The organism is Mycolicibacterium vulneris (assembly GCF_002104765.1).
Lineage (GTDB): Bacteria > Actinomycetota > Actinomycetes > Mycobacteriales > Mycobacteriaceae > Mycobacterium > Mycobacterium vulneris.
Map to the genome: position 1 here is coordinate 130,736 of NZ_NCXM01000003.1, position 23,057 is coordinate 153,792.

At 63.4% G+C, this 23,057-nt stretch carries 20 protein-coding genes; 13 read left to right on the forward strand and 7 right to left on the reverse strand.

Annotation, left to right across the window (positions count from 1 at the left end):
• Positions 1-13 precede the first annotated feature (13 nt).
• Both B8W69_RS03940 and B8W69_RS03945 read right to left on the reverse strand, forming a co-directional pair.
• Positions 14-1,900, reverse strand: a complete 1,887-nt coding sequence (locus tag B8W69_RS03940) for a 1-acyl-sn-glycerol-3-phosphate acyltransferase (protein WP_133057970.1) — start codon at positions 1,898-1,900, stop codon at positions 14-16.
• The gene (locus B8W69_RS03945) at positions 1,897-3,411 is read right to left on the reverse strand and encodes a bifunctional HAD family hydrolase/lysophospholipid acyltransferase family protein (protein WP_085288673.1); all 1,515 of its coding nucleotides are present in this window, start codon (positions 3,409-3,411) and stop codon (positions 1,897-1,899) included. Before B8W69_RS03945 ends, B8W69_RS03940 begins: the two co-directional genes overlap by 4 nt.
• 491 nt (positions 3,412-3,902) lie before the next feature.
• On the opposite strand from B8W69_RS03945, the gene B8W69_RS03950 reads away from it, so the two are divergent.
• From B8W69_RS03950 to B8W69_RS03960, 3 genes are read left to right on the forward strand one after another with little or no spacing between them, the layout of a single operon-like run.
• The gene (locus tag B8W69_RS03950) at positions 3,903-4,154 is read left to right on the forward strand and encodes a hypothetical protein (protein ID WP_085288674.1); all 252 of its coding nucleotides are present in this window, start codon (positions 3,903-3,905) and stop codon (positions 4,152-4,154) included.
• 20 nt (positions 4,155-4,174) lie between these two features.
• Entirely contained in the window at positions 4,175-5,152 is a 978-nt protein-coding gene (locus B8W69_RS03955; RefSeq protein ID WP_085288675.1) for an alpha/beta fold hydrolase, read from the forward strand.
• Positions 5,133-6,545 carry a wax ester/triacylglycerol synthase domain-containing protein gene (locus B8W69_RS03960; protein ID WP_085288802.1) on the forward strand — a complete coding sequence of 471 codons (1,413 nt, stop codon included), beginning with the start codon at positions 5,133-5,135 and terminating at the stop codon, positions 6,543-6,545. Before B8W69_RS03955 ends, B8W69_RS03960 begins: the two co-directional genes overlap by 20 nt.
• Positions 6,546-7,357: 812 nt before the next feature.
• Here the strand turns inward: B8W69_RS03960 and B8W69_RS03965 are convergent.
• Complete coding sequence (locus tag B8W69_RS03965) at positions 7,358-8,464, reverse strand: NDMA-dependent alcohol dehydrogenase (RefSeq protein WP_085288676.1); 1,107 nt, start codon at positions 8,462-8,464, stop codon at positions 7,358-7,360.
• A gap of 305 nt (positions 8,465-8,769) precedes the next feature.
• Between B8W69_RS03965 and B8W69_RS03970 the strand changes: the two genes are divergently transcribed.
• From B8W69_RS03970 to B8W69_RS03990, 5 genes are all read left to right on the forward strand, one after another.
• On the forward strand, positions 8,770-10,032 hold the full coding sequence (locus B8W69_RS03970) for a cytochrome P450 (RefSeq protein ID WP_085288803.1): 1,263 nt from the start codon (positions 8,770-8,772) through the stop codon (positions 10,030-10,032).
• A gap of 67 nt (positions 10,033-10,099) precedes the next feature.
• On the forward strand, positions 10,100-10,294 hold the full coding sequence (locus tag B8W69_RS03975) for a ferredoxin (RefSeq protein WP_085288677.1): 195 nt from the start codon (positions 10,100-10,102) through the stop codon (positions 10,292-10,294).
• A gap of 966 nt (positions 10,295-11,260) precedes the next feature.
• Positions 11,261-12,739, forward strand: a complete 1,479-nt coding sequence (locus tag B8W69_RS03980; protein WP_085288678.1) for an aldehyde dehydrogenase — start codon at positions 11,261-11,263, stop codon at positions 12,737-12,739.
• Between the two features lie 82 nt (positions 12,740-12,821).
• Positions 12,822-13,817: a PDR/VanB family oxidoreductase gene (locus tag B8W69_RS03985; RefSeq protein WP_085288679.1), complete on the forward strand. Its 996-nt coding sequence runs from the start codon at positions 12,822-12,824 to the stop codon at positions 13,815-13,817.
• A complete protein-coding gene (locus tag B8W69_RS03990; protein ID WP_085288680.1) occupies positions 13,814-14,902 on the forward strand; it encodes a Rieske 2Fe-2S domain-containing protein in 1,089 nt (362 codons plus the stop codon). Before B8W69_RS03985 ends, B8W69_RS03990 begins: the two co-directional genes overlap by 4 nt.
• A gap of 178 nt (positions 14,903-15,080) precedes the next feature.
• Here the strand turns inward: B8W69_RS03990 and mmsB are convergent, their stop codons facing one another.
• From mmsB to B8W69_RS04005, 3 genes are read right to left on the reverse strand one after another with little or no spacing between them, the layout of a single operon-like run.
• The gene (gene mmsB, locus B8W69_RS03995; RefSeq protein ID WP_085288681.1) at positions 15,081-15,986 is read right to left on the reverse strand and encodes a 3-hydroxyisobutyrate dehydrogenase; all 906 of its coding nucleotides are present in this window, start codon (positions 15,984-15,986) and stop codon (positions 15,081-15,083) included.
• 10 nt (positions 15,987-15,996) lie between these two features.
• Complete coding sequence (locus B8W69_RS04000; RefSeq protein ID WP_085288804.1) at positions 15,997-17,169, reverse strand: acyl-CoA dehydrogenase family protein; 1,173 nt, start codon at positions 17,167-17,169, stop codon at positions 15,997-15,999.
• A 15-nt stretch (positions 17,170-17,184) separates the two neighbouring features.
• The gene (locus tag B8W69_RS04005) at positions 17,185-18,705 is read right to left on the reverse strand and encodes a CoA-acylating methylmalonate-semialdehyde dehydrogenase (RefSeq protein ID WP_085288682.1); all 1,521 of its coding nucleotides are present in this window, start codon (positions 18,703-18,705) and stop codon (positions 17,185-17,187) included.
• A gap of 441 nt (positions 18,706-19,146) precedes the next feature.
• On the opposite strand from B8W69_RS04005, the gene B8W69_RS04010 reads away from it, so the two are divergent.
• Positions 19,147-19,449 carry a DUF732 domain-containing protein gene (locus B8W69_RS04010; protein ID WP_245843120.1) on the forward strand — a complete coding sequence of 101 codons (303 nt, stop codon included), beginning with the start codon at positions 19,147-19,149 and terminating at the stop codon, positions 19,447-19,449.
• A gap of 53 nt (positions 19,450-19,502) precedes the next feature.
• On the forward strand, positions 19,503-19,739 hold the full coding sequence (locus tag B8W69_RS04015; RefSeq protein ID WP_085288684.1) for a hypothetical protein: 237 nt from the start codon (positions 19,503-19,505) through the stop codon (positions 19,737-19,739).
• 393 nt (positions 19,740-20,132) lie between these two features.
• Here the strand turns inward: B8W69_RS04015 and B8W69_RS31040 are convergent, their stop codons facing one another.
• Positions 20,133-20,318 (reverse strand): hypothetical protein, encoded by a 186-nt coding sequence (locus B8W69_RS31040; protein ID WP_220084541.1) that lies wholly within the window; start codon positions 20,316-20,318, stop codon positions 20,133-20,135.
• On the opposite strand from B8W69_RS31040, the gene B8W69_RS32090 reads away from it, so the two are divergent.
• The 3 genes from B8W69_RS32090 to B8W69_RS04030 all read left to right on the forward strand — a co-directional run bounded on the left by B8W69_RS32090 (position 20,241) and on the right by B8W69_RS04030 (position 23,048).
• On the forward strand, positions 20,241-20,549 hold the full coding sequence (locus tag B8W69_RS32090; protein WP_369332966.1) for a ThiF family adenylyltransferase: 309 nt from the start codon (positions 20,241-20,243) through the stop codon (positions 20,547-20,549). The genes B8W69_RS31040 and B8W69_RS32090 overlap by 78 nt on opposite strands.
• Before the next feature lie 103 nt (positions 20,550-20,652).
• Positions 20,653-21,891 (forward strand): Zn-ribbon domain-containing OB-fold protein, encoded by a 1,239-nt coding sequence (locus tag B8W69_RS04025; RefSeq protein WP_085288686.1) that lies wholly within the window; start codon positions 20,653-20,655, stop codon positions 21,889-21,891.
• On the forward strand, positions 21,888-23,048 hold the full coding sequence (locus B8W69_RS04030) for a thiolase C-terminal domain-containing protein (protein WP_085288687.1): 1,161 nt from the start codon (positions 21,888-21,890) through the stop codon (positions 23,046-23,048). Before B8W69_RS04025 ends, B8W69_RS04030 begins: the two co-directional genes overlap by 4 nt.
• The last annotated feature ends 9 nt before the right edge of the window (positions 23,049-23,057 follow it).

The window sequence follows — 23,057 nt, forward strand, 5'->3', positions numbered from 1 at the left end:
ATTACCAAAAGGGTCATCGGTCGTGGAACCCCGGGTTGCCGCGGCATGTGTCAGACCGGCGCAAATTCCGACGCATCCGCGCCAGTTCATCGATCGACTGCTGCAGGTCCTCGAGCTCGGTGACGAGGGCTGCCCGACCATCCATGAGCACATGTCTGGCGGCTTCTGCATCGAGAAGGCCGCGGTGTCGCGCCATCTTCAAGGCGGTGGCAAACATTTCCCCCGACACCGATTCCTCGGTGATCCGGTGCTGCAGTGACCACTGCCGGGCCAGACGAAGGCACTTCGTGAGCAGTTGCTCTTTGTCGATGTCGGGAGCTGGACCGAGGTTCATTAACTCCTCGGCCACCACGCGGTAGGCGTCAATGAACGGTCTGAGCACGAGATGGGCTACCAGCAGGTCGCTTTCATGCAAACTCCGTGCGGCCTCTTCGGTATCGAGCGGCGCGCTCGGGTCATGGCGGCGTCCGGTCATGGTCGCAAACTCATTCCACAGTTCATCGGCGAATTCAGCACGTCCGGCGAAGAAAAAATCGAATTTGAGCAGTTCGCGAACCGCTAGCGCCTTCTCCCATCCGGTGCGCTTGGTGGCTCCCGGTATCCGCACGATCGCCAGCAACGCCAGTTCGGCGATCGCTCTCATCACCAGAACATGGATCGCGCTGTTGCGGTAAACCGCAACAATCAAATGCTGGTCGCCGCCGATCCCCCACACCTTCGCCGGCCCCTCGGAGTAGCAGGTCAACACGCCGGAGCCGACCAAGGCGTGCAGCGTTTGCGACACCGTGGCGCGGTCGGTCAGGTCCGCACCCCCGGCGACGGGCCACCCCCGGGCGCGCAAGTAACGGGCCAGCGGCGCTACGGTGGCGCATACTTCGTCGAGGGTCAGGCCGCGTGCTTCGCCGAGCATCGCGACGCACACGGCGGCCGTCGCAGTTACCGGGGTGGCCTGGTTGATGCGGTGGCAGATGTCCAGCGCGATGCGTTCGACGACCTGCCGGTCGGTCAATCCGTCGGCGCGCAATGCCACCATTCGCGCATGCAACGACACCGGCGACCCGAAGTTGATGTAGATGCGTCCCAAGCGATGCCGCAGGCTGCGCGCGTAACTAAGCAGCCAGCGCGCGTTCTCCGGTTTTTTGGGAAGTCCGCGCGACTCCGCGGTCATCAGTTTGACTTCGTGCAATGGCAATTGGTCGAAGAGGATCGAGACCGGGACAGCGAGGGTCCGCTCCGACCGGACGGATTCGACCGCGTCGGTCACATACCGCAGCAATCCATATCGCGGGGGGCGTAGTTTGCCGGTGCGTGTCCGGCCTCCTTCGATCGACCACACCAGGTTGCGACCGCTAGCCACCATCTGGCCGACGAGCGCGCGCAGGGCCAGCCGGTACACGGGCATGTCCGCCGTCGCGCGGCGCACAGGGATGAACCCGTTACGCCTGGCCAGCGTGCCCAGCGGAAAGAAGTTGAGGTTCGCACCGGCCAGCCCGAACGTCGGCGAAATGCCTTCCTGCGTAAGGCGCGGTGGGAACGAGAACTGATCCAGGTAGGAGCGGTGTGAGATCAAAAAGATCAGGGCGTGGTCGCGGTCAAGTGCCCGCAGCTTGGCTAGCTCGTCGTCGTCGATGACGAGCTGAAAGCCACGGATCATCCATGCGGACACCGCTTTCCAGGCGCAGACGACGGCAGGAACGTGGGTGGCCGCCATCTCGCGCACGTAGTCGGCCGCCTCGGCTCGTACGTCAGCTTCATCGCGACCCAACTGTGATGCCAATCGCACTACGGCCCGGAGAAATCCGTCGGAATTCAGTAGAGCCTCGGCGTCGTCGGGCGCGTCAGTCGCAGCGGCCCCGGTTAAGTGCAGCAGCCGCGTTAGGCGATCCGGCAACACCGTCATCTTCGCGCCGCCACCGACGCTTTCGCGATCGCATCCGACCACTGTTTACCGGCCGCAACGCCCGGCCACTCATCAAGTGTGTCGATGTACAGCTGGCGCATGCGGGGCACCCACTCATCGAGATCGGCTTTGGTCCAGGCCGTGGTCGGAACCGCTTCGTGGACAACAACCTCGATTGCGCCTTCCTGGGCTACTTTAGCGTTTCGCGACATGATCTCGCCGGCATTGCGGATGACGATCGGAACGATTGGCACTCCCGCGTCGCGGGCCAGGTGAAAGCCACCTTTCTTAAACTCGCCGACCCGCGGACTCAGCGACCGAGTGCCTTCCGGCGACATTGCGATCGAAATGCCCTTACGCAGCTTGTCGACCGCGGGCTCCATTGCTGAAATAGCTTTCGCCGTGTTGGAACGATCGACGAAGGCGACGTCGGCCAACGTCAGCAGTTGTCCTAGCACGGGCATCTGCTTCACCTCGGCCTTGGCTACCACGGTGAAACCCCGCTGCACGACCCTAGACGTGACCAGTGCGTCAATCAGCGTGCTCTGGTGGTTGATGAAGAACACCGCTGGGCGATGCGTCGCGTGCTCCTGACCGGTGATTTCAATACGGATGTTCCCCAAATACCCACCGATGCGGCCGAATAGAGAGGTGGCGAGGTCGACTGCGCCGCGACGGTCGAAGGTCAACGCCCCAGCGACGGCGCCCGCACCCACGGCCGCGCCGAAGCCGCCGTACAACGCCGTCGTCCGGGCCAGCGCCACCGGATGAAATCGGCCGCGTTTGGTCTGAAACCGCGCGACGTCCCATCCGCGCTCTGCGGCATGGCGGGCCAGCAACGGTGCCGGGTTGACAGGATGCGGGAACCCGACCGCGTCGAGCAGGGCGACATCCTCGTCGCCGTTGGCATAGGCGTGGCTGTTTTTCAGCGAAATCCGTTGCCGTCGCGCGAATTCCTTGGCCGCGGCGGCCTTGCCTTTGCCCCATAGCGTGTGTCCGACTAGTCCGCCGGTGAGCACACCCTGCTCGGTCTCAAGCTCGGTGCATAACACGTGATCAATACCCAACTCGCGGGCCATGGGCTGTGCCTGCATCCGGGTCGCCGACGTTGCGATGACAACGGTGTGACCGCGGTTTTGATGGGCGCGGACCAGTCGCCACGCCCCGTGGAAGAGCGCCCCGGCGATTTCTTGGGCGAACAGTTGGTCGCCGAGCTCCAGCAGTTCGTCTTCAGTGCGGCCCACCCAACCACGGATCCCTTGCACCAGTAGGTCTTCGAACTCGGCTTCGTCGAGGGGGCCTGAAAGCGCAGCACGTAGGGTGCGCACGAACTCGTCGGGTCCGAGTTCGAAATGGCGGGCGCGGTGAGCGTAGAGAGCGCCAGCTGAGTAACCCTGGATCAGAGTTCCGTCGAAGTCGAAGAAGGCCGCGACTTTCGGACCGCTGGGCCCCGCCTTGATTTGCTCGATGAGCCGGTCGACGGTGATCACCGAGGGCGTCGTACCGGCCATCTCACATCACGCATCCGCAGTTGACGCCTACACCGGGACCGCGCTGGTACCAACTTCATCCCGGCGCAGCTGGTGGGGTCCAGCACGATTCTCACTTCACCATTCCTGTGCCGTCGCTGTCCTGATCGATCCGCCGCCCGCAAATAGACCAGGCCGCAGTGGCGGGCGACCGTGGCTAAAACCCCGACCTCGACACCACGCACCGCATGCCTGAAACGGGGAAAGGCACACCCACACGGCGCCGGGGCGGGTGGCTTGCGACCACCACCTCGGCCTGGTCGTCTCACTATGAAGACTCGACCCGGCTCCGCCAACAGTGTCGGGGCGAAATACCTCTTCTGTGGGGTGGAGAACCGCTCGATGTGGTGACGCGGCGACGCGGATTGTTCAGCCAAACTCGCTGCACCGGGGTCAACGCGGTCGCACTCGACTTTCCTCGTCGCAGGCAGTGCTGCTTCGGGCCAATCGCCGCAGAAGAGAGAAGGCAACGGATGCACATCCCAGCCGCGGTGGCTCAGGAGGTCAGTACACCGTTCGCCCTTACCGAAGTCGAGCTTAAAGACCCGACACCCAATGAAGTGATGGTGCAGCTCACCGGAGTCGGCATCTGCCAGCCAGACCTACATGATCGGGGCGAGTTTTCGCTCGACAAGCTACTCACCACGACGCCGTTGGACCAGATCAACGACACGCTGGCCGCCCAGCATCGCGGAAAGGTCCTCGAGGCCGTGCTGACACCCTGATGCGAGCTGGGACAACAGGTATGGCGAAGAACCCGCGACAATGGGTAACCGCCGTGGCCACGGTGCTGCTGGTGGGGGGCGCCGTCGCCACGGCGGCCAAGTTCGTTCGCCACAACCGCACCACGCCCCATGCGGTGATCCCTTCGCTGGAGCTGACTCCCATTAACCGCAGCGGCGGGGGATCGCCTTTGCTGTTGCTCCACGGCATCACCGCCATTTGGCGGGCGTGGTCACCGGTCCTGCCATCTCTGGAGCCATACCACGACGTGATTGTGCCGACGTTGCCCGGGCACGGTGGGGGTCCGCCGCTGGATCCACAAACTGAGCCTTCGGTTCAGGCGCTGGCCGACGGGATTGAAGAGGTACTCGATCGGTTGAGCCTGCCAAAGGTGCACATTGCCGGCAATTCTCTCGGCGGGTGGGTCGGAATCGAGCTCGCGCGCCGCGGCCGGGCCAGCTCGTTGGTTTTGTTTAGCCCGGCAGGAGCCTGGCGCTCGCAACGTAGTACCGAGTTGCGGGCCATCGGGATCGGGCTCTTGGTTGGTTCCGCGGCCCTGTGTACCTCCCGCGCAGACGCTATCGCGTCCAATGCGGTGCTGCGTCGAATTCTATTGTCCCGACAGGTCGCCCATCCCGATCATGTGCCGCCGGAGGAGTTGGCGGCGTGGTTCCGGGCCATCGGTGTCGCTCCCGCGCTGGTGCCACTTCTGCGCGCGATCCCGCGCTGCCAGGTGCAACCCCTCCCGGCGGACCGCGACTACCCCGTCCGCTTGGTCTGGGGCGACCGTGACCGGGTGTTGCCGTTTAACGGTTTCGGTGAAGCGATGATCGAACGGCTACCCGGGGCGGAGTTGGTCCGCCTCCCAGGCGTCGGGCACGTCCCAATGTCCGACGACCCGACTCGAGTCGCCAAACTGATCCTGGAAGTGACCCACAGCGTCGATAATGCAACGGCGTCGACGCAAGGGGGCGATGGCGATGCCCAGCAACGACGCTGACACGCTTAGCTCATGGGGCGGCGGCCAAGACCTCAGCGCCTGGGAAGCGCTGATGTGGCGCACCGGTGGCGACTACCGCACCCGCTCGACCGGGGTGATCGTTGAGTTGCTCGACACCGAGCCGGACTGGGATCGGCTAGTGGCCGCCCACGATCGGTTCACCCAACGGGTGCCGCGGCTGCGAGAACGCGTCGTCGAACCGACGCTGCCGCTAGTTCCACCGGCGTGGTCTCCCGATCCACATTTCGACTTGACCTATCACCTGCAACGGGTACGGCTACCGGGCGACGGGTCGATAGCCGAACTTCAGACGCTGGCGGCACAGTTCGCGGCTCGCCCGCTCGACCCCGAGCGTCCCCCGTGGGAGGCCCTGCTCGTGCTCGGCATCACCGGCGGTCAGGCCGCCTACCTTTTCAAACCGCATCACAGTCTGAGTGACGGGATTGGTCTGCTGCAATTGTTGGATCTGGCCCACGGGCACAGTCGGGAGCCCGGACCTGCCGACGATAGGCCGATACCTGAGGCTCGACGGACGGAGTCACCAGAAGGACTGCTGGTAAACCGGTTGACCGACAAGGTCGTGAGTGCGCCCGGGGACGCGTTGCGCGAAGCGTTCCACGTCGCTGGCCGATTCGCCGGCGACCCTATCGGAACTGTAACCGAAGCCGTAAAATTCGCGATGTCGCTGCGGCGCGTGTTGACATCGCCGGACGCCCCCCACTCCCCCGCGTTGACCGGTAGCGGTTCGGCTTATCGGCTGGACACCTTTGACGTGCCGTTCGCTGAGCTTAAAGCAGCGGGACGGGCCGGCGGGGGCTCAGTCAACGATGCATTCCTGGCGGGTCTGCTCGGCGGAGTACGTCGCTACCACGAAAGACTATCTCTCCCAGTTGACTTCATACCAATGGCGATACCGGTCAGCCTTCGGACCGACAATGACCCGATGGGCGCCAATAAGTTCGCCGGTGCACGGTTCGTAGCGCCGGCGGGTGAGCCAGATCCCAAAACTCGTATCGCCACTATCCACAAGTTCATTGCTGCCGCGCGCCTAGAGCCTGCGCTCGGATTTCTCGACCTCCTCGCGCCGGTGCTGAGCCGACTGCCGAGGATTGCGCTCACCCGCATAGCCGGCGGAATGACTGGCTTATCCGACCTACAGGCTTCTAACCTCGGCGCGATCGGCCGGTCGCTATATCTCGCAGGCGCGCGCGTAACGCGCATCTACCCGATGGGTCCCCGACCCGGCATCCCAGCCATGATCACGATGTTGACTTACGACGGAACATGTTGCATTGCAGTCAACTTTGACGACGCCATCGCCGAACCCACAGTGTTCGCGACCTGCCTTCGTGAAGGCCTCGACGAGGTGCTCGAGTTGGCGAAGGCCAACTGAAATGGGAGCGTCGAGCAAGCCCGCGAACTCCTCAAAGCCGCTGAAGAACTCCTCGACACCGACGCGATCCACCCCAGGGTTGGCGACGACGGCCTCGACTGTGCGGCGAACGCATCCATCGGCGGGACGTCGCAGGCTCAACAAGTGTCTAGATGCCGGCGACGACAAGTCGAACGTTGCACGGGCCAGACAGATTGCGGCACTGCTGGTTTGATCGGAAAGTGCTCATGCCACGGCCCTAGCCCTACGGGTCGCCGAGGTCTTCTCCGTCCGTACACGTTGGGGCGGCTCCACTAGGCCCGTCCACGGCAGACCTTTTCCACCGGGCAGTCGCGAAGTTCATTTTTATGTGGTTCGAACGCATTTGTTGTTTCGCATCCATCACGGGCTATGGCTCGGTCTACGGCACGCAGGCGGCCGACGAAGGGTTCGCCTACACATTGGTCGAAGTGAGACTCGCATCCGCGCAACTAACCGGTCCGCTACGGGGGCCGAAATGGTGCGCCGTGGCGCAGACAGTGGTCCGAGATCCCCGGTCAAATCCCCCTGTGTAACCCATTAGTCGCCCTTACCGAATGGAAAGCCTATCTCGCGCCACCGACATCCCTGAGCCAGCCGATCGGTCTGCTCCGCGCCGACCAGAAGCACAGCCAGTCCTTGGCAATTGAGTCGACCTGCGATGTCTTCGGCATCTTCGCCGAGGGCCTTGGCATCGCCTTCGAGCGAAACCAGTTGCTAGACAGGCTCAAAGAGTATCACCGGGTGATCCCGTGATCTACTGCCCATCACCCCTCGATGAGCGGTGAGCTGCTTCAGAATTTGATCAGCCCACGAATGTTGCGGCCGGCCAGCATGTCCTCGTAGCCCTCGTTGATGTCGTCGAGCGAGTATTCCTTAGTCACTAATTCGTCGAGCTTCAGCTGGCCGAGGTTGTACATCTCAAGGTAGCGGGGAATATCGTGGCGCGGATTCGATGACCCGAATAGCGCCCCATGGATGGACTTCTCGTACAGCGTCAGCTCGAACAGCGATCCACTGATGGAGAATTCGGTCGGGTGTCCGATCGCGGTGACGATAACCTTCCCGCGCTTGCCCACCAGGCTTAGCGCCTGGCCGACATAGGCGCCCTCGGCCACGTCGGTGGTGATGACGCAAGTGTCTGCGAGCTGCCCACGGGTCCGTTCTACGACCACGCCGAGCGCCTCGTCGACCGTGGCCGCGGTGTGGGTGGCGCCGAACTCAACAGCCCTGTCGCGCTTGTAGTCGACGGGATCCACCGCGACGATATGCCGCGCACCCGCGGCTTTCGCGCCCTGGATCGCGTTGCTGCCAATCCCGCCCACCCCAAGCACGACCACGGTATCGCCGGGCCGAACCTGAGCGGTGTTGACGACACTGCCAAAACCGGTAGGCACGCAGCAGCCGACCAACGCGGCGCGATCAAGCCGAATACCGGGGTCGATTTTCACCACCGACGCGATCGGTACGACGGTGTATTCGGAAAACGTTCCCAGCAGACACATTTGGCCGACCCCGGCACCGCGCGCGTGAAACCGATAAGTGCCGTCTAGCTGTGGACCCTGGATGATCGCGGCGCCGAGGTCGCACAGATTGGTCATGCCGCGCGCACAATACGAGCATTTCCCACATGCCGGCAGAAAGCTCAACACAACGGAGTCGCCCTCGGTGACGTCGGTGACCCCGGGGCCGACAGCGGCCACGACACCGGCACCTTCATGTCCGCCGATGACCGGGAACGGCACCGGAATGTCGCCACTGACCAGATGGTAATCCGAGTGGCACAAACCGGATGCGGTCAGCTTGACCATGACCTCGTTGGGCCCCGGTGGGTCAAGGGTGACCTCTTCGACTTGCCACTTCTCGCCCACGCCCCACAGGACTGCGGCTTTCGTCCTCACCTGACAAACCCCTCCACGTCGTCGGAATGCGCATGCGGCGAGCTCATCCGAGCCTCTCGCTCACCCGCATGACCAAGTCACCGATTGTTGTCACGCTTCAGTCATTGGGCGCATCTCCCCAACGAGGCATTTTTTGTCCCTGAATGGGACGGCTCACGATGCGGCCCTCGACGAGCACCTATCTCGGGGCACTGAAATTAGCCCGGACGAGGGATGTGCGGGCGATCACTGCGGCTTAGCGTCGTCTGGGTAAGCGGCCGAATCCTGTGTGGGTCCGGCGGTCAGGACGATGGATGGGACCGATCATGACAGTAACCGAGGAAGGCGTCCGAACCGACCTCAACACGTTGGCATTCTGGGCGCTGCCGCGCTCCGAACATCATCGGACCTTTGCGTGGCTTCGGGCCAACCGGCCGGTCAGCTGGAACGACGCGCCCGAGGCCATCGATCCTAACCTCGACAACGCCAAGGGATTCTGGTCGGTGGTCAAACACCGCCACATTCAAGAAGTGTCACGCCAGCCGGAGGTCTTCAGCTCCGCCGATGGGGTGTTCATCGATGACTTCCCCCAACTGGTGGAGATGCTGTCATTCATCGTGACCGACCCGCCGCGGCACACCGAGATGCGCAACATCGTCAGCGTCGCCTTCACCCCCCGTAACATCGGCCGGATCGTCGACCAGATCGGCGGCATCGTAGAAGAGATCATCGACAGGGTAGCCCCCCTCGGCGAGGGCGACTTTTGCCAACTGATCACCAAGGAGGTGCCCGGGCGGGTATTCGCCAACTTCATGGGCATCAAAGACCCCGAACAAATTCAATACGTAATGGACGCCGCCGAACAGTTCGCGTCCTGGAGCGACCCCGAATACGCCCACATCGGATCACCTTTGATGGTGTTCGCCGACGCCTCCCAGAAACTGGCCAACGTCGCACTGGAGCTGGCCAAGGAACGTAAGAAGCATCCGGGCGATGACCTGCTGACATGGGTGGCCCAGGCGCAATTCGAGGGCAACAAACTGTCCACCGAAGAGGTCGGAGTCTTCTTCGCATTGCTGGCGGGCGGCGCCAATGACACCACCCGGCACGCGATGGCTCACCTTGCCCTGCTGTTCCAGCACAACCCGGACCAACTCGCCTACCTGCTGGAGGACTTTGAAGGCCGTGCCGAGAACGCCGTCAACGAAGCCCTGCGTATGGAGCCGCCGCTGATGCATTTCCGCCGCACCGCCCTGCGGGATTACGAATTAGACGGAGTGACCATCAAGGAGGGCGACAAGGTGGTCTTGTGGTACATCGCCAGCAACCGGGACGAAGAGATCTTCGACCGCCCAAACACCTTCGACATCAGCCGGTCCGCCAAGCATAATCCGCATCAGGCATTCGGCGGCGGCGGCCCGCACTACTGCCTCGGTCACGTGCTGGGCAGGGAAGTCCTAAAAGCCCAGATGCGGCAGATCTATACCCGGATGACGAATTTGGAAGTAGGAGAACCAGAGCCGTTGCTGTCAAACTTTATGAACGGCATCAAGCGGCTGCCCGTCACCTGGACACCCGAACGCCGCTGATGTCGGTACGCCACCTACAGTTCAGCAGGCGACGCGTCCTTTTCGGCGATGACACACGGGAGGCGGAGTGAGAATCGTAGTGAACCGCACCACGTGCACCGGAATAGGAATCTGCGAGGGCATCGATCCCGAAATGTTCGAAGTCCAAGCCGATGGCAAGACAAAAGTGCTGAAGGGCGACCTCGAGGACGACGAGGCCGTCGAGGTCGCCCGTGATGCGGTGGAGAGGTGCCCTACCCAATCTCTTCGGATCGAGAACTGACGCGGCTGCGGTATCGCTATCTGCGCGCGAATGGCCACGGTCGATGAACTCAGCGACACCAGCAAGGTCAGGCTTGACGGTCCGAAAGTCGCCACCTTCTTCGACTTCGACGTAACCCTGATCTAGGGGTTACTCACTCGGCGGGCTCGACCCCCATCGCGCCCCTGAATTCGCACGGGGATCGACGAACTCGTGTGCGCGCTGCGTGCCACCCTCGGCATCACGTGCCACCAAAGTGCGTTCAAACCACCCTTCTCCTTCGCGGACATGCCGGTGCAAGATCGGGCACTCCTTGTTGAGGTCATCGGCCGGCAGCACACCACGCGTCGATCGACAGCACCGCCTCGTCGAAATGCAGCTGCTCGGCACAGCTTGTGCCCCTCGGCGACGGAACGAAGTCAAACCTGGTGTTGTCGTTGAAAAGCGAAGCACCATGATTTGGAGGTCCCCTCCCGCAGGCGCAGTGACGCCCCGCGTGCCTGCATCCCTTTGCCGGCGAACGACATCAGCGCTATTCGGCAATGGACAACCGGCAGCTGTCCGACGGATTGATGTGGCATCTGAATTGTCCTTCAGCAAAGCCGACTCTCGACAGTGCTGACCGTGGGCGCCCATTTACCCCCAACGCGGGAGAGATGACCCCCCGTCATGGTGACGCACAAAGGAGCCCTGGCGATGGAAAATTTAAATCAGAACGCCCGCCCAATACGTCTCGCGGACAGGCCATTTAGGTCGCTCAAGGCAGTAGAAAGAAGATATCAGTGACGACCACTAGATCAGCCATTCTTCACGATGAGATCACCCGAGGGCCAGAACGGGACTCGCAGGTGATGTTGGAAGAACTGCTGCCCCTCCTGAAGTCAATTCGAGGTGCTCGCACCCGCAGGGACATCACAGACGAATTTCATCGGCGTCCTGATGTACTTGCCGACCAAGCTCACCATCACCTGATCGGCTGAAATAACCATGACCACAATTGATTATCCCCAGCTTTACATCGGCGGTACGTGGGCCGCGCCTGCTGGCCACGACACCATCGAAGTCCATTCCGCGGCCACCGAAGACCGGATCGGTTCGGTACCCAGGGGCCGCGAGGCCGACATCGACGCTGCCGTCGCAGCGGCCAGGACGGCGTTCGACGCCGCCGACGGATGGGCGAGCTGGGATCCGAAGGAGCGAGCCGAGGTCCTCGAGAGGTTCGCGGTGGAATTGGAAGCTCGCGGCGCCGAAACCGCGCGGCGCGTGTCGATGCAGAACGGGATGCCGATCTGGCTCGCCCAGCAGTTCGAGGCCGGGTTTCCGCCGCTGCTGGTGCGCTACTACAGCGACCTGATGACCAGTGCCCCTTTTGAGGAATCGCGTCCCGGCATGCTCGGCGGCGCAGCGCTGGTGTCCAAACAGCCCATCGGCGTCGTCGGTGTGATCGTGCCGTGGAATGTCCCGCAAGGGATTTCGTTCCTGAAACTCGCACCCGCGTTGGCAGCCGGCTGCTCTGTCGTGCTCAAACCGGCCGAGGAAACGGTGCTCGACGCATTCCTCATGGCCGAGGCCGCGGCCGCAGCGGGCCTACCCGAGGGTGTCCTCAACATCGTGCCCGGCGGCCGTGAAGTAGGAGCCTATCTGGTCGAGCACCCCGGCGTCGACAAGATCTCGTTCACCGGCTCCACCGCCGCGGGCCGCTGGATCGCCGAAGCCTGCGGGCGGCTGCTGCGGCCAGTGACCCTCGAACTCGGCGGCAAGTCTGCGGCAATCGTCCTCGACGATGCCGACCTAGGCGCCTCGATCGAGCAGTTCTTCGGAGTTACCCTGCTCAACAACGGCCAAATTTGCTGGCTCAACACCCGAGTGCTGGCGCCCCGTAGCCGCTACACCGAAATCGTTGACACCATCACCGAATTGGCGCACTCACTGAAGGTGGGCGATCCTCTCGACCCCGAGGTCAAGGTCGGTCCGCTGGTGTCGAAGCAGCACCGTGAGCGCGTCGAAGCCTACATCGCGAAAGGTCAAAGTGAAGGCGCCCGAATGACCACCGGCGGCAAACGACCGTTTGACCGTGGCTGGTTTCTCGAACCCACCATTTTCGCCGACTTGGACAACAACGCAACAGTGTCACGCGAAGAGATCTTCGGCCCGGTCCTGTCGTTGATCCCTTACTCCGATGAAGAGGAAGCCGTGGCAATCGCCAATGACAGTGTCTACGGCCTGGGCGGATCGGTGTGGTCATCGGATCCCGAACGCGCGACCAACGTCGCCCGCCGTGTTCGGTCAGGGACCGTCGGTGTCAATCACTACGTCAACGATCCCGTCGCCCCGTTCGGCGGCATCAAGCAAAGCGGGATGGGGCGCGAACTCGGTCCGGAGGGACTGCAGGCGTTCCAGGTATTTAAGACCATTTATTTGCCGCCACTGTCGGATGCCAGCCAACCACCGCCCACGCCGCTATAGCACCTGGCCGACCAACACAAAGTGCAATTCGACTGGAGTCGAACTGATTTACTGCCACCTCGCGGATCGGAGCAAGTAACCAATGTCTGCGCCCGCCGCCACCACGCCCAGCGCTAACGTACATGAATTCACGACCGAGCTGGTTGTGCGCCGCCGCTGCATACCCGCAGAAGGCGTGGTGTTGCTTGACCTTGCCCATCCGGAAAACGTAGAACTCCCGCGCTGGGGGCCGGGCGCCCATATCGACTTAATTCTCAACGACGGAATGACACGCCAATACTCGCTGTGTGGTGATCCTCGAAATTCGACGGTATGGCGCGTTGGGGTCTTACTGGATCCCAACAGTCGCGGCGGTTCACGGTACATTCACGAGCACCTCAACGAGGGGGCCTCGGTGCGCGTGCGCGGACCCCGCAACCATTTTCCGCTTATCGATTCGCCGCAGTACCGGTTCATCGCGGGAGGTATTGGCATCACCCCCATCCTCGCAATGATCGAGGCCGTGCAGCGGGCAAGCGGCGACTGGACCCTTCTCTACGGCGGACGGACGCGGGCTTCCATGGCTTTCGCAGAAGACCTTGCCGAGCGCTACCCCGAGCGGGTGACGGTGTGGCCTCAAGATGAACGGGGTCTTCTCGACCTGGAATCGCTTCTTAAGGACCCCGAAGACAACACCTTGGTGTACAGCTGTGGGCCCGAGCCACTGCTCGCCGCGGTCGAGCAACACTGCGGCCACTGGCCTACAGGGACACTGCATATCGAGCGGTTCGCCGCCAAGGCACCCTCTGCCGAGCAGGTCGCTGAAGCGCTTGAGCGCTTCGAGGTGGTGTGCCAGCGTTCGGGGGTAACTTTAGAGGTGACATCGGACAAGTTGATCCTGGAAGTCCTTGAGGACGCGGGCATCCCCATTTTGGGCAGTTGCTATGAAGGCACCTGCGGTACTTGCGAAGCCAGAGTGCTGGAGGGAACCCCGGATCACCGCGACTCGGTGCTCACCGATGCTGAGAAAGCTGCCGACGACGTAATGCTGGTCTGTGTGTCGCGCTCACGCACCGAAAGGTTGGTGCTTGACTTGTGAAGCCCAACTACCCGACGAAATGTTGGTATGTTGCGGCCACCTGCGACGAGATAACTGCATCGCCACTGGGGCGCCGCCTGCTCGGCGAGGATGTCGTGCTATGGCGCGCTGCCGGTGGCGGAGTCACCGCCTTTGAAAACCGCTGCGCGCACCGGGCCTTCCCGCTATCTCACGGTAGCGTCGACGGGGATCGGCTGGTCTGCGGATACCACGGTTGTACCTACGACACCGACGGCAAGTGCGTATCCACGCCGACCCAACCGCAGGTCCCGACTGGGATGAGCGTGCCCGTGTTCCCCGTTCTCGAGGAGCCGCCATTCGTGTGGATCTGGCTGGGTCCGCCGGCGGCCTCGGCGGGCAGCCAACCGCCAAACATGGCGTGGGTCAATGACCCGGCTTGGTCGACATTCTCAAGTGCCTGGCAAGTGAACGCTAATTACATGATGATCCACGAACACTACCTGGACTTCAGCTACGCTCCCATCCTGCACAGGCGCGACGTACCTTCGGAAATCGCTAGCATGCCGGCCTTCAACGACGTCGAAGTCACCGAAACTAGCGTGTCCTACAGCCGTCTTTTGCCGGATGCACAGCTAACAGACTGGGAGGCAGCCGCCACCGGACTCGACCGCAGGGTTAGGTATAAGCGGTGCGAGAGCGGCACGTTTGTCTCCCCAGCGGTCCATCGCCAGTATTGGCAGATTACAGCCGCGAATGGCGATCTCTACACCACCACCCGAACCCACGCCATCACACCCGAGACCGAAGCATCGACTCATGTGTTTATGCAGGGCTCGCGTAACTACGCGCTAGATAGTGACGCGGTGAGATCCGGTCTGAGCTCGTTTCTGGCCGAGGTTGCCCGACGTGACACCGGCATACTGGAGATGGCATCCGATCACTCGGGCTATGACGGATGGCGAGGCGGCGTGGAGTTCCAGGCGGATGCCGCTGCCTTGCGGGCCCGCCGAATCGTTGGAGTGATGCTGGCGAAGGAAGCAGGCCGGTCCGCGATGCGGCCTGCTCCCGCTCCTACCAATGGGCGGAACTCGCTCCGCCCCGTCGACCCGTCAGTGGCTGAGTAATTCACGGGCGACCCGGGTCGGCGATAATCGCATTCGCGGGCATTGCGGGGCGGTCAATTTGTCTCTCCGCTGACCGCGGTTAGCAGGTCGCTGCGCGCACCTTCTGCTAAAGAAGCCCGCGTGGCTGACGATGTCGGCTAGACCCAAGCTCGAGGCACACTACGGGTCGTGCTAGCTTTCAAGGCTTCTCTAACCAGAGATCTCCCGCCCGCAGGGTCTCGATGATCGCGCTGAAGTCCTTGTCGCCGTTGGTGACCGCGAATTTGGCATAGAGATCGGCGGCGTGGCTGCCCAACGGTGCGGTCGAGCCGGTCGAGTTGACCGCATCCATGGCCAGAGCGAGGTCTTTGTTCATCAGCGCGGTGGCAAACCCCGGGGTGAAGTCGTTGTTGGCCGGCGAGGACGGTACCGGTCCGGGCACCGGGCAGTTCGTGTGGACCGCCCAGCAGTTTCCGGTCGCCCCGGTGATGACGTCGAACAGTGCCTGGGCCGACAAGCCGAGTTTCTCGGCCAGCACGAACGCTTCGCCGATCGCGATCTGATGCACGGCCAGCACCATGTTGTTGCAGACTTTCGCGGCTTGGCCCGCGCCGGCGTCGCCGCAGTGAATGATCTTGCCCGCCATCGGCTCGAGCACCGAGTGAGCTCGCTGTAGTGCTGCGGCGTCGCCACCGACCATGAAGGCCAACGTTCCGGCGACCGCGCCCTTGACGCCACCGGAGACCGGCGCGTCCAGCTGGGCAAAGCCGTGCGAGCCGGCCAGCGCGTGCACCTCGCGGGCGTCGTCGACAGAAATGGTTGAGCTGTCGATGAATAACGTGCCCTCGCCGGCGGCGGGCAGGATCTCGGCGTAGCAGCGCTTCACCAGCTCGCCGTTCGGCAGCATGGTGATCACCACGTCGGCACCGGTGGCGGCGGCCGCGCCGCTGTCCAACACCTCGACGCCGTTGGCCTTCGCGGTCTCGACGGCCGCCGGAACCGGGTCGAAGCCCCGCACCGAGTGGCCGGCGTCGACCAGGTTCTTCGACATCGGGCCGCCCATGTGGCCCAACCCCAGGAACGCAACCGTGAGAGTCTTCGTCATCTGCCCCTACCTAGGCGCTGGCGCGGACTCGGGCGGCTTCGGCCCGCCCGATGACCACCCGCATGATTTCGTTGGTGCCCTCCAGGATGCGGTGCACCCGCAGGTCGCGCACGATCTTCTCCAGACCGTACTCGCGAAGGTAGCCGTAACCTCCGTGCAGTTGCAGGGCCTTGTCGGCGACGTCGAAGCGTGCGTCGGTGACATAGCGTTTGGCCATCGCGCACAACTCCACCTTGTCCTCGGCGCCATCGTCGAGCGCGGCGGCCGCCCTCCACAACATCAGCCGCGACGTTTCCAGCGCGGTGGCCATGTCGGCCAGCGTGAACCGGATGGTCGGCTCGTCGAGCAGTGCCGCGCCGAACGCCTCGCGGTGCGCGACGTAGGTTGCGGCCTTGTCGTAGGCGGCTTGTGCGCCGCCCAACGAACAGGCGGCGATGTTGATCCGGCCGCCGTTGAGGCCGTTCATCGCGATGCCGAAGCCGCCGCCCTCGCCGTCAGTGCCGCCGAGCATCGCCTCAGCCGGCACCCGCACCCCCTCGAGAATGACCTGTGCGGTCGGTTGGGCGTTCCAGCCCATCTTCTCTTCATCGGCGCCGAAACTCAGCCCCGCCGCGCCCTTTTCGATGATGAACGCCGAGATCCCGCGGGGCCCGCTCGATCCGGTGCGGGCCATCACCACGTACACGTCCGACGCGCCGGCCCCGGAGATGAACTGCTTGACGCCGTCGAGCACGTAGTCTGCGCCTTTTTCGGGGCCCTGTTTGACCGCCTTGGTGCTCAACGCGCCGGCGTCCGAGCCGGCACCGGGCTCGGTCAGGCAGTAGCTGGCGATCGCGTCCATCGACGCCAGCCGCGGTATCCAGTCTTTGCGTTGCTCGTCGGTGCCAAACGCGTCGATCATCCACGCGCACATGTTGTGAATCGACAGGAACGCCGCGGTGGTGGGGTCGGCCATGGCGAGCTGTTCGAAGATGCGCACCCCGTCAAGCCGGCGCAGCGCGCTGCCGCCGACATCGTCGCGACAGTAGATCGCGGCCATCCCCAGCCCGGCCGCCCCCCGCAGCTCGTCGACCGGAAAATGTTGCGCCGCATCCCATTCCAGGGCGTACGGCGCGATCTTCTTGGCGGCGAACGCGGCGGCGGTCTCGGTGATGACCTGCTCGTCGTCGTCGAGCCCAAACAGTGGCATCTTTCTCGACTACTTCATGGTCGGGATCGAGAATTCGGCACCGTCTTTGATGCCCGAGGGCCAGCGCTGGGTGACGGTCTTGACCTTGGTGTAGAACTGAATCGACGCCGGGCCGTGCTGGTTGAGATCACCGAAGCCGGAACGCTTCCAGCCGCCGAAGCTGTGGTAGGCCACCGGCACCGGGATCGGCACGTTGACCCCGACCATGCCGACCTGAACCCGGGACACGAAGTCGCGGGCGGCGTCGCCGTCGCGGGTGAAGATCGCCACCCCGTTGCCGTATTCGTGCTCCGACGGCAACCGCAAAGCGTCTTCGTAGTCGTGCGCGCGCACGATGCACAACACCGGGCCGAAGATCTCATCGGTGTAGATCGACATGTCGGGGGTGACATGGTCGAACAGCGTCGGACCGATGAAAAAGCCGCCGTGCAGGTTGGCGTCACCATACGCAAACTCGTCGGTGGTGCGCTCGCGACCGTCGACCACCAGATCGGCGCCCGCCTCGACGCCCTGGTCGATGTAGTCACGCACCCGAGCCAGTGCAGCGATGGTCACCAGCGGGCCGTAGTCGGCCTTCGGATCGAGGCTGTGCCCGACGCGGAGTTGGTTGATGCGCTCAACGAGCCTGTTGCGCAACCGGTTCGCCGTCTCCTCACCCACCGGCACCGCGACGCTGATCGCCATACACCGCTCACCGGCGCTGCCATAGCCGGCGCCGATCAGCGCGTCGACGGCCTGGTCGAGATCGGCGTCCGGAAGGACGATCATGTGGTTCTTCGCACCACCGAAGCACTGTGAGCGCTTACCGTTGGCGGCGGCGGTGGAGTAGATGTACTGCGCGATGTCGGAGCTGCCGACGAATCCGACGGCCTCGATGTCCGGGTGGTGCAGGATCGCGTCGACGGCTTCCTTGTCGCCCTGGACCACCTGGAACACCCCCGGCGGCAAGCCCGCCTCTGCGAAGAGCTCGGCAAGGCGCACCGGAACCGACGGGTCACGCTCAGAAGGCTTGAGAATGAAGGCATTTCCGCATGCCAGCGCGGGCCCGGCCTTCCACAGCGGGATCATCGCCGGGAAGTTGAACGGGGTGATACCCGCGACCACGCCCAGCGGCTGACGAATGGAGTAGACGTCGATACCGGTGCCGGCGCCTTCGGTGAACTCGCCCTTGAGCAGGTGCGGGATGCCGATCGCGAACTCGATCACCTCGACACCACGCTGAATATCGCCCCGCGCATCCGGCACCGTCTTACCGTGCTCGCGTGACAGCAGTTCGGCCAACTCATCCATATGCTCGTAGATCGACTCGACAAACCGCATCATCACCCGCGCCCGGCGTTGGGGATTGAACGCCGCCCACTCCTTTTGCGCTTTCTTCGCCGAGGCGACCGCGGTGTCGACATCAGCCGCGGACGCGAGCAGGACCTGTGCCTGCACCTCGCCCGTGTTGGGATCGAACACATCAGCAGTCCGGATCGACGAGAGATTGCTGCGGCGGCCGTCGATGAAATGCGGAATCTGGGTGGTCATGAGTGTCCTCGGACATAGATACAGAGCATTGGTTACTAGGACATCCTAGTAACCTACGGCGCGATGCCATAGACCCGATGGAGGGTATCCGGGTCATTCCTTGGAGTGATCTCGTGGTCTTTACAAGTCGAACTGCCGAGGTCGGTGCGCGGCGCTGTAGGTTCTCACGCTGCGTGGCGGGTGGTGCGCGCCCTACCTGCTGGTCTGCGAATGCCCAACAGGATGGCGGAGCCGTTTTTCTCACCTTTGTGGCGAATCCGAAGGACCGCACGATCGTGGAGTTCAGAAGGCGCAACCCACGCAGATCGGCGTCACTGCTGTTTTGTGTCCCGCGCGGCGGTCGCTTATTGCCCGGAATTTGTTCTTACCAGCACTCGCTGGTAAGAAATGAACGCAACAATTGCGGCCATGGCGGTCGCGGTCATTGTCCCGTTCACAGCTATGGTCCCAGCCCACGCAGACAGCACAGATGACGCCTTCCTGCGAGACTTAGTAAGTTCATCGTCGACGCCGAACCAATGGGCTGGCAGGAGTTTCGATCACGCCGCTGCGGTCGCCGAAGCTCACCAGGTTTGCGCGAATATTGGTACGACAGAGTCGGACTCAGCCATGATGACCGACATCATCCGCAAGTTCATCGACCCCGACGTTTCCGGCCCATCGGTCTCACTGATCGACGTGGAGGCCGCAACGCAACTCATCAGCGCGGCGGGTAAGAACTACTGCCCCGGCAAAAAGATGTAACGCGGCGTGCGTGCAATGCAACCAAGCGCTCTGACGCACAAAGGAGGAAGAGAATGGGTGAAGTGATGCGCGCGAGGCTGCTGGGGGCAACACTGCTGGCCGGGATCGAGCTCGGGCTCTCCGCGCCGGTGGCGCACGCAGACCCGATGACGATAGATAAGGATCCCAGCCCGTGCAACATGGTCAGGAAGTACGGCCAGCACGACGCGGTTGAGCTGATCGTGGCCTTTTACTCCGTTTCGCCGGACCGCGCGCGGGCGGAACTGGCGAGCCGCGGCTGTCTGGACTGACTGACCGCTACCAAGCGAGTGCCAGTTCGACCCCAGTCAACCGTGAGAAGGCGCCCGACGAAGCGCCTGCGCCTGTCGGCCGTACGATCGGACCCTAATCAACTGCCGATACTGGTGAGTATGTCGGCTCAGGGCCAGCATCAATCAGATACGACTGGCGGAGCGCTGGGCCCGCCGATAATCCCGACTTTATGTCGAGCGAGGTCCGGCCTACGCCCGGCAGTCGTTGATGAGTTCGGCGACTATCGGGTCTAACGTGCAGCGGTTGCCTTCATCAACCATGGCAAGGTACTTGGTGATGCGTTGCCAGGTTCTGCGAGTCGCCATCCATTACTTACCAATCGTTTGGCGTCGCAGCAGGGATGGGCGGATGGTGATGACGTTGACAGGTGGTCAAGCTTCGATCCATTTTGCCGTTTCGATCAGGCGCAGGACGTGGTCGGCGCCACCGCCCTTCAACCACTTTTGGACGGTGAGGGCAGTCGGTTCCTCCTCGCTGACATGCTGATCCGCGCGGGCGTAGGCCACCTCACTCTGGCTGACGGAGACTTTCTGAAGCCTGGCAACCTCGTTCGGCATCTCGCGGACGAAGGGACTATTGGTCTACCGAAACCATTGGCGGTCAAGGCCAAATTGGTTAAGACACTGTCTGTGGAGCCGCGACAAATCCACACAAGCGGCAAAGTCGTGACAGCAGCCGAGGCCGTCACGATGCTCGACCAGCATGACCTGAGCTCGCCTCGATTCTCACCAGCCGCCTCTGATCGCCAGCGACGATCGCAGCTCGCAAGTGGCACAATTCACAGGTAAATGTATAACTATATACCTTATTATGAGCGGGTGAGTTATTCCTGGCAGAGCAGCGCCGTTCGGAGTTTGTGCGCTTGCCCCACCGAGCGCGTGGTAGACGACCGTGACTGATGTTGTGTCGATTGGCACTTACCTTCCGCCCTGGACGACTGGCGTGGGTAACCGCGCTCGTCGGGTCAAGGGACCTGACGAGGATGCGCTGACCATGGCGGTTGCCGCCGGTCGCGCGGCCGATCCGGCGGCCTCTGCGCAGCGCGTCGTTCTCGTCTCGCGTGACTTTCCACTGCTGGAGGGTGGCAACGGTGCTGTGCTTCTCGCCGGCCTTTCGCTGTCCGCCGACGCTGCGGTGACCGAGGTTCTCGGAGGTGCGCCGGTGGTGCTCGACCAAATAACGTCTGCCCCCGCCGGCACTCTCGTCATCGCCGCCGATGACACCGATGGCGTCGCCTCCGCCGCCGCGGTACTGACCGGAGTCGACGGTTCCGGTGCGGCGGTGAATGCAGTCGCTCGACAGACCCGCAGCCTGCCGACGATCGCGCGCGGGCCAGACGGGGCGCGGCACGTGTACGCCGATCCGCGGTTGCAGCGCGAAGTCGGTGTGAAGTCGACGGTGGCCTTGCTGGGACTCGACGGGACACAGTCCGTGGCCGCGGTCGCGGGAGTCGCGGCAGGCCAACTCGGGGGTCGTTTCGATGCGGGCGCCGCGGCCGAAGACGCGACTGTCTCGGCGGCCGCACTGATCCGCGTCTTGGCCGCAGCCATCGAGAAGGGCACAGCAGGGTTGGTGCTGGCTGTCGAGCAGTCCAGCGTGACCGCCGCGCAACTGGAGTTGCGCGCACAACCGCCGGCGATCACCCGCGATGAGGTGACCGCTCGCGATCTGCCTCCCTTCAGGACGGCCGAGGGCATCGGCATCCCGATCTCGCTTCCTGCTTATGCGCGCGCGTTCGATCCGAAGCTGCGGTGGGAGGCCGCTGTATTCGAGGAGCGGCCCGGTATCGACTCCGCACCGCAGTTCCCGCCACGTACCCGTGTCGACGACAACGGTGTGCTCGCCGCCGATTACCGGCTCGAGCCGCTGCCGCGCACCGGCACCGTCTACACCCACACCACAGTGCGGATCCCGGTACCCGATCTGCCCGGCCCTTATTCGCTGGCTGTTGTCCAACTCGACGACAGCCCGGTACGGGTGCTGCTCAAAGTAACCGGAGTTCCGGCTGGAGAAGCCGCTATCGGTCAGCCCGGCTCGGTGGTGCTCCGCCGGCTCGCTACCCGCGCCGGAATTCCCGACTACGGCTACGCGTTCTGGCCCGGCCGCGATTCACGAGGAGCAGTGGCATGAGAAACGTCGCCGTCGTTGGGGCCGGAATGACCGCATTTGCAGAGCATTTCGACCTCGGGATCAAAGATCTCATCCCGATGGCCTACGCCGAGTGCGTCGCCAACGTCGACAAGGGCATCGCCAAATCCGAATTGCAGGCCGCCTGGTTCGGCGAGTTGACCACGACGGACGGCTTCCCGGCCGGCATCCTGGCCGATACCCTCGACCTCACCGGTATTCCGGTAACCCGGGTCGAAAATGCCTGCGCCACTGGCAATGACGCCGTCCGCAACGGCGTGCTGGCGATTGCGTCCGGCGCCTACGACGTGGTGCTCGTGGTGGGTGCAGACAAGGTCCGCGAGACCGCGACCAACGCCACATTCTGGGAGTGGGCCGGGCTGACCCGCGACACCGCCTGGGACTATCCTTTGGGGCTGGTCGCCCCGGCCAACTTCGCGTTGCACGTCACCCGTTACCTGCACGAGTCGCCGGCCACCAAGGAGCACATGGCGATGGTCGCGGTGAAGAACCACTTCCACGCCCTGAAGAACCCCAAAGCCCAACTGCGCTTTGAGATCACTGTCGAGCAGGCACTGGCCGCGCCAATCATTGCTGACCCGTTCGGACTGTATGACTGTACGCCGCAAAGTGACGGTGCCGCCGCGCTGATCCTGGCCGCCGAGGACGTCGTTGACCGTTACACCGATCGCCCGGTGTGGGTGCGCGGAGTGGGGGTGGGCATGGACCGTGTGATGCATCAGCACAAGTCGGATATGACGAGTTTCCCGCCGACTGTGCGCGCCGCCAAGGCCGCGATGAACATGGCCGGACTGACGCCCTGCGATATCGACGTCGCCGAAGTGCACGACTGCTTCACCGGCGTCGAGCTGATCAGCTACGAAGACCTGGGTTTCGCCAGCCGATTCGAGGCCTACAAACTGGTCGAGGGCCGCGAACATTACGTGGGAGGCTCCATCCCGATCAACCCCAGCGGCGGGTTGAAAGCCAAGGGGCACCCGCCGGGCGCGACCGGTGTGGCGCAGTGCTACGAACTGTTCAACCAGTTACGTGGCGAAGCCGAAAACCAGGTCGACGGGGCACGAGTGGGGTTGGCGCACAACATCGGCGGACCGACCGCGGTGTCCGCGGTCACCATCCTGTCCAGCGACAAGCGCTGACACCGCGGA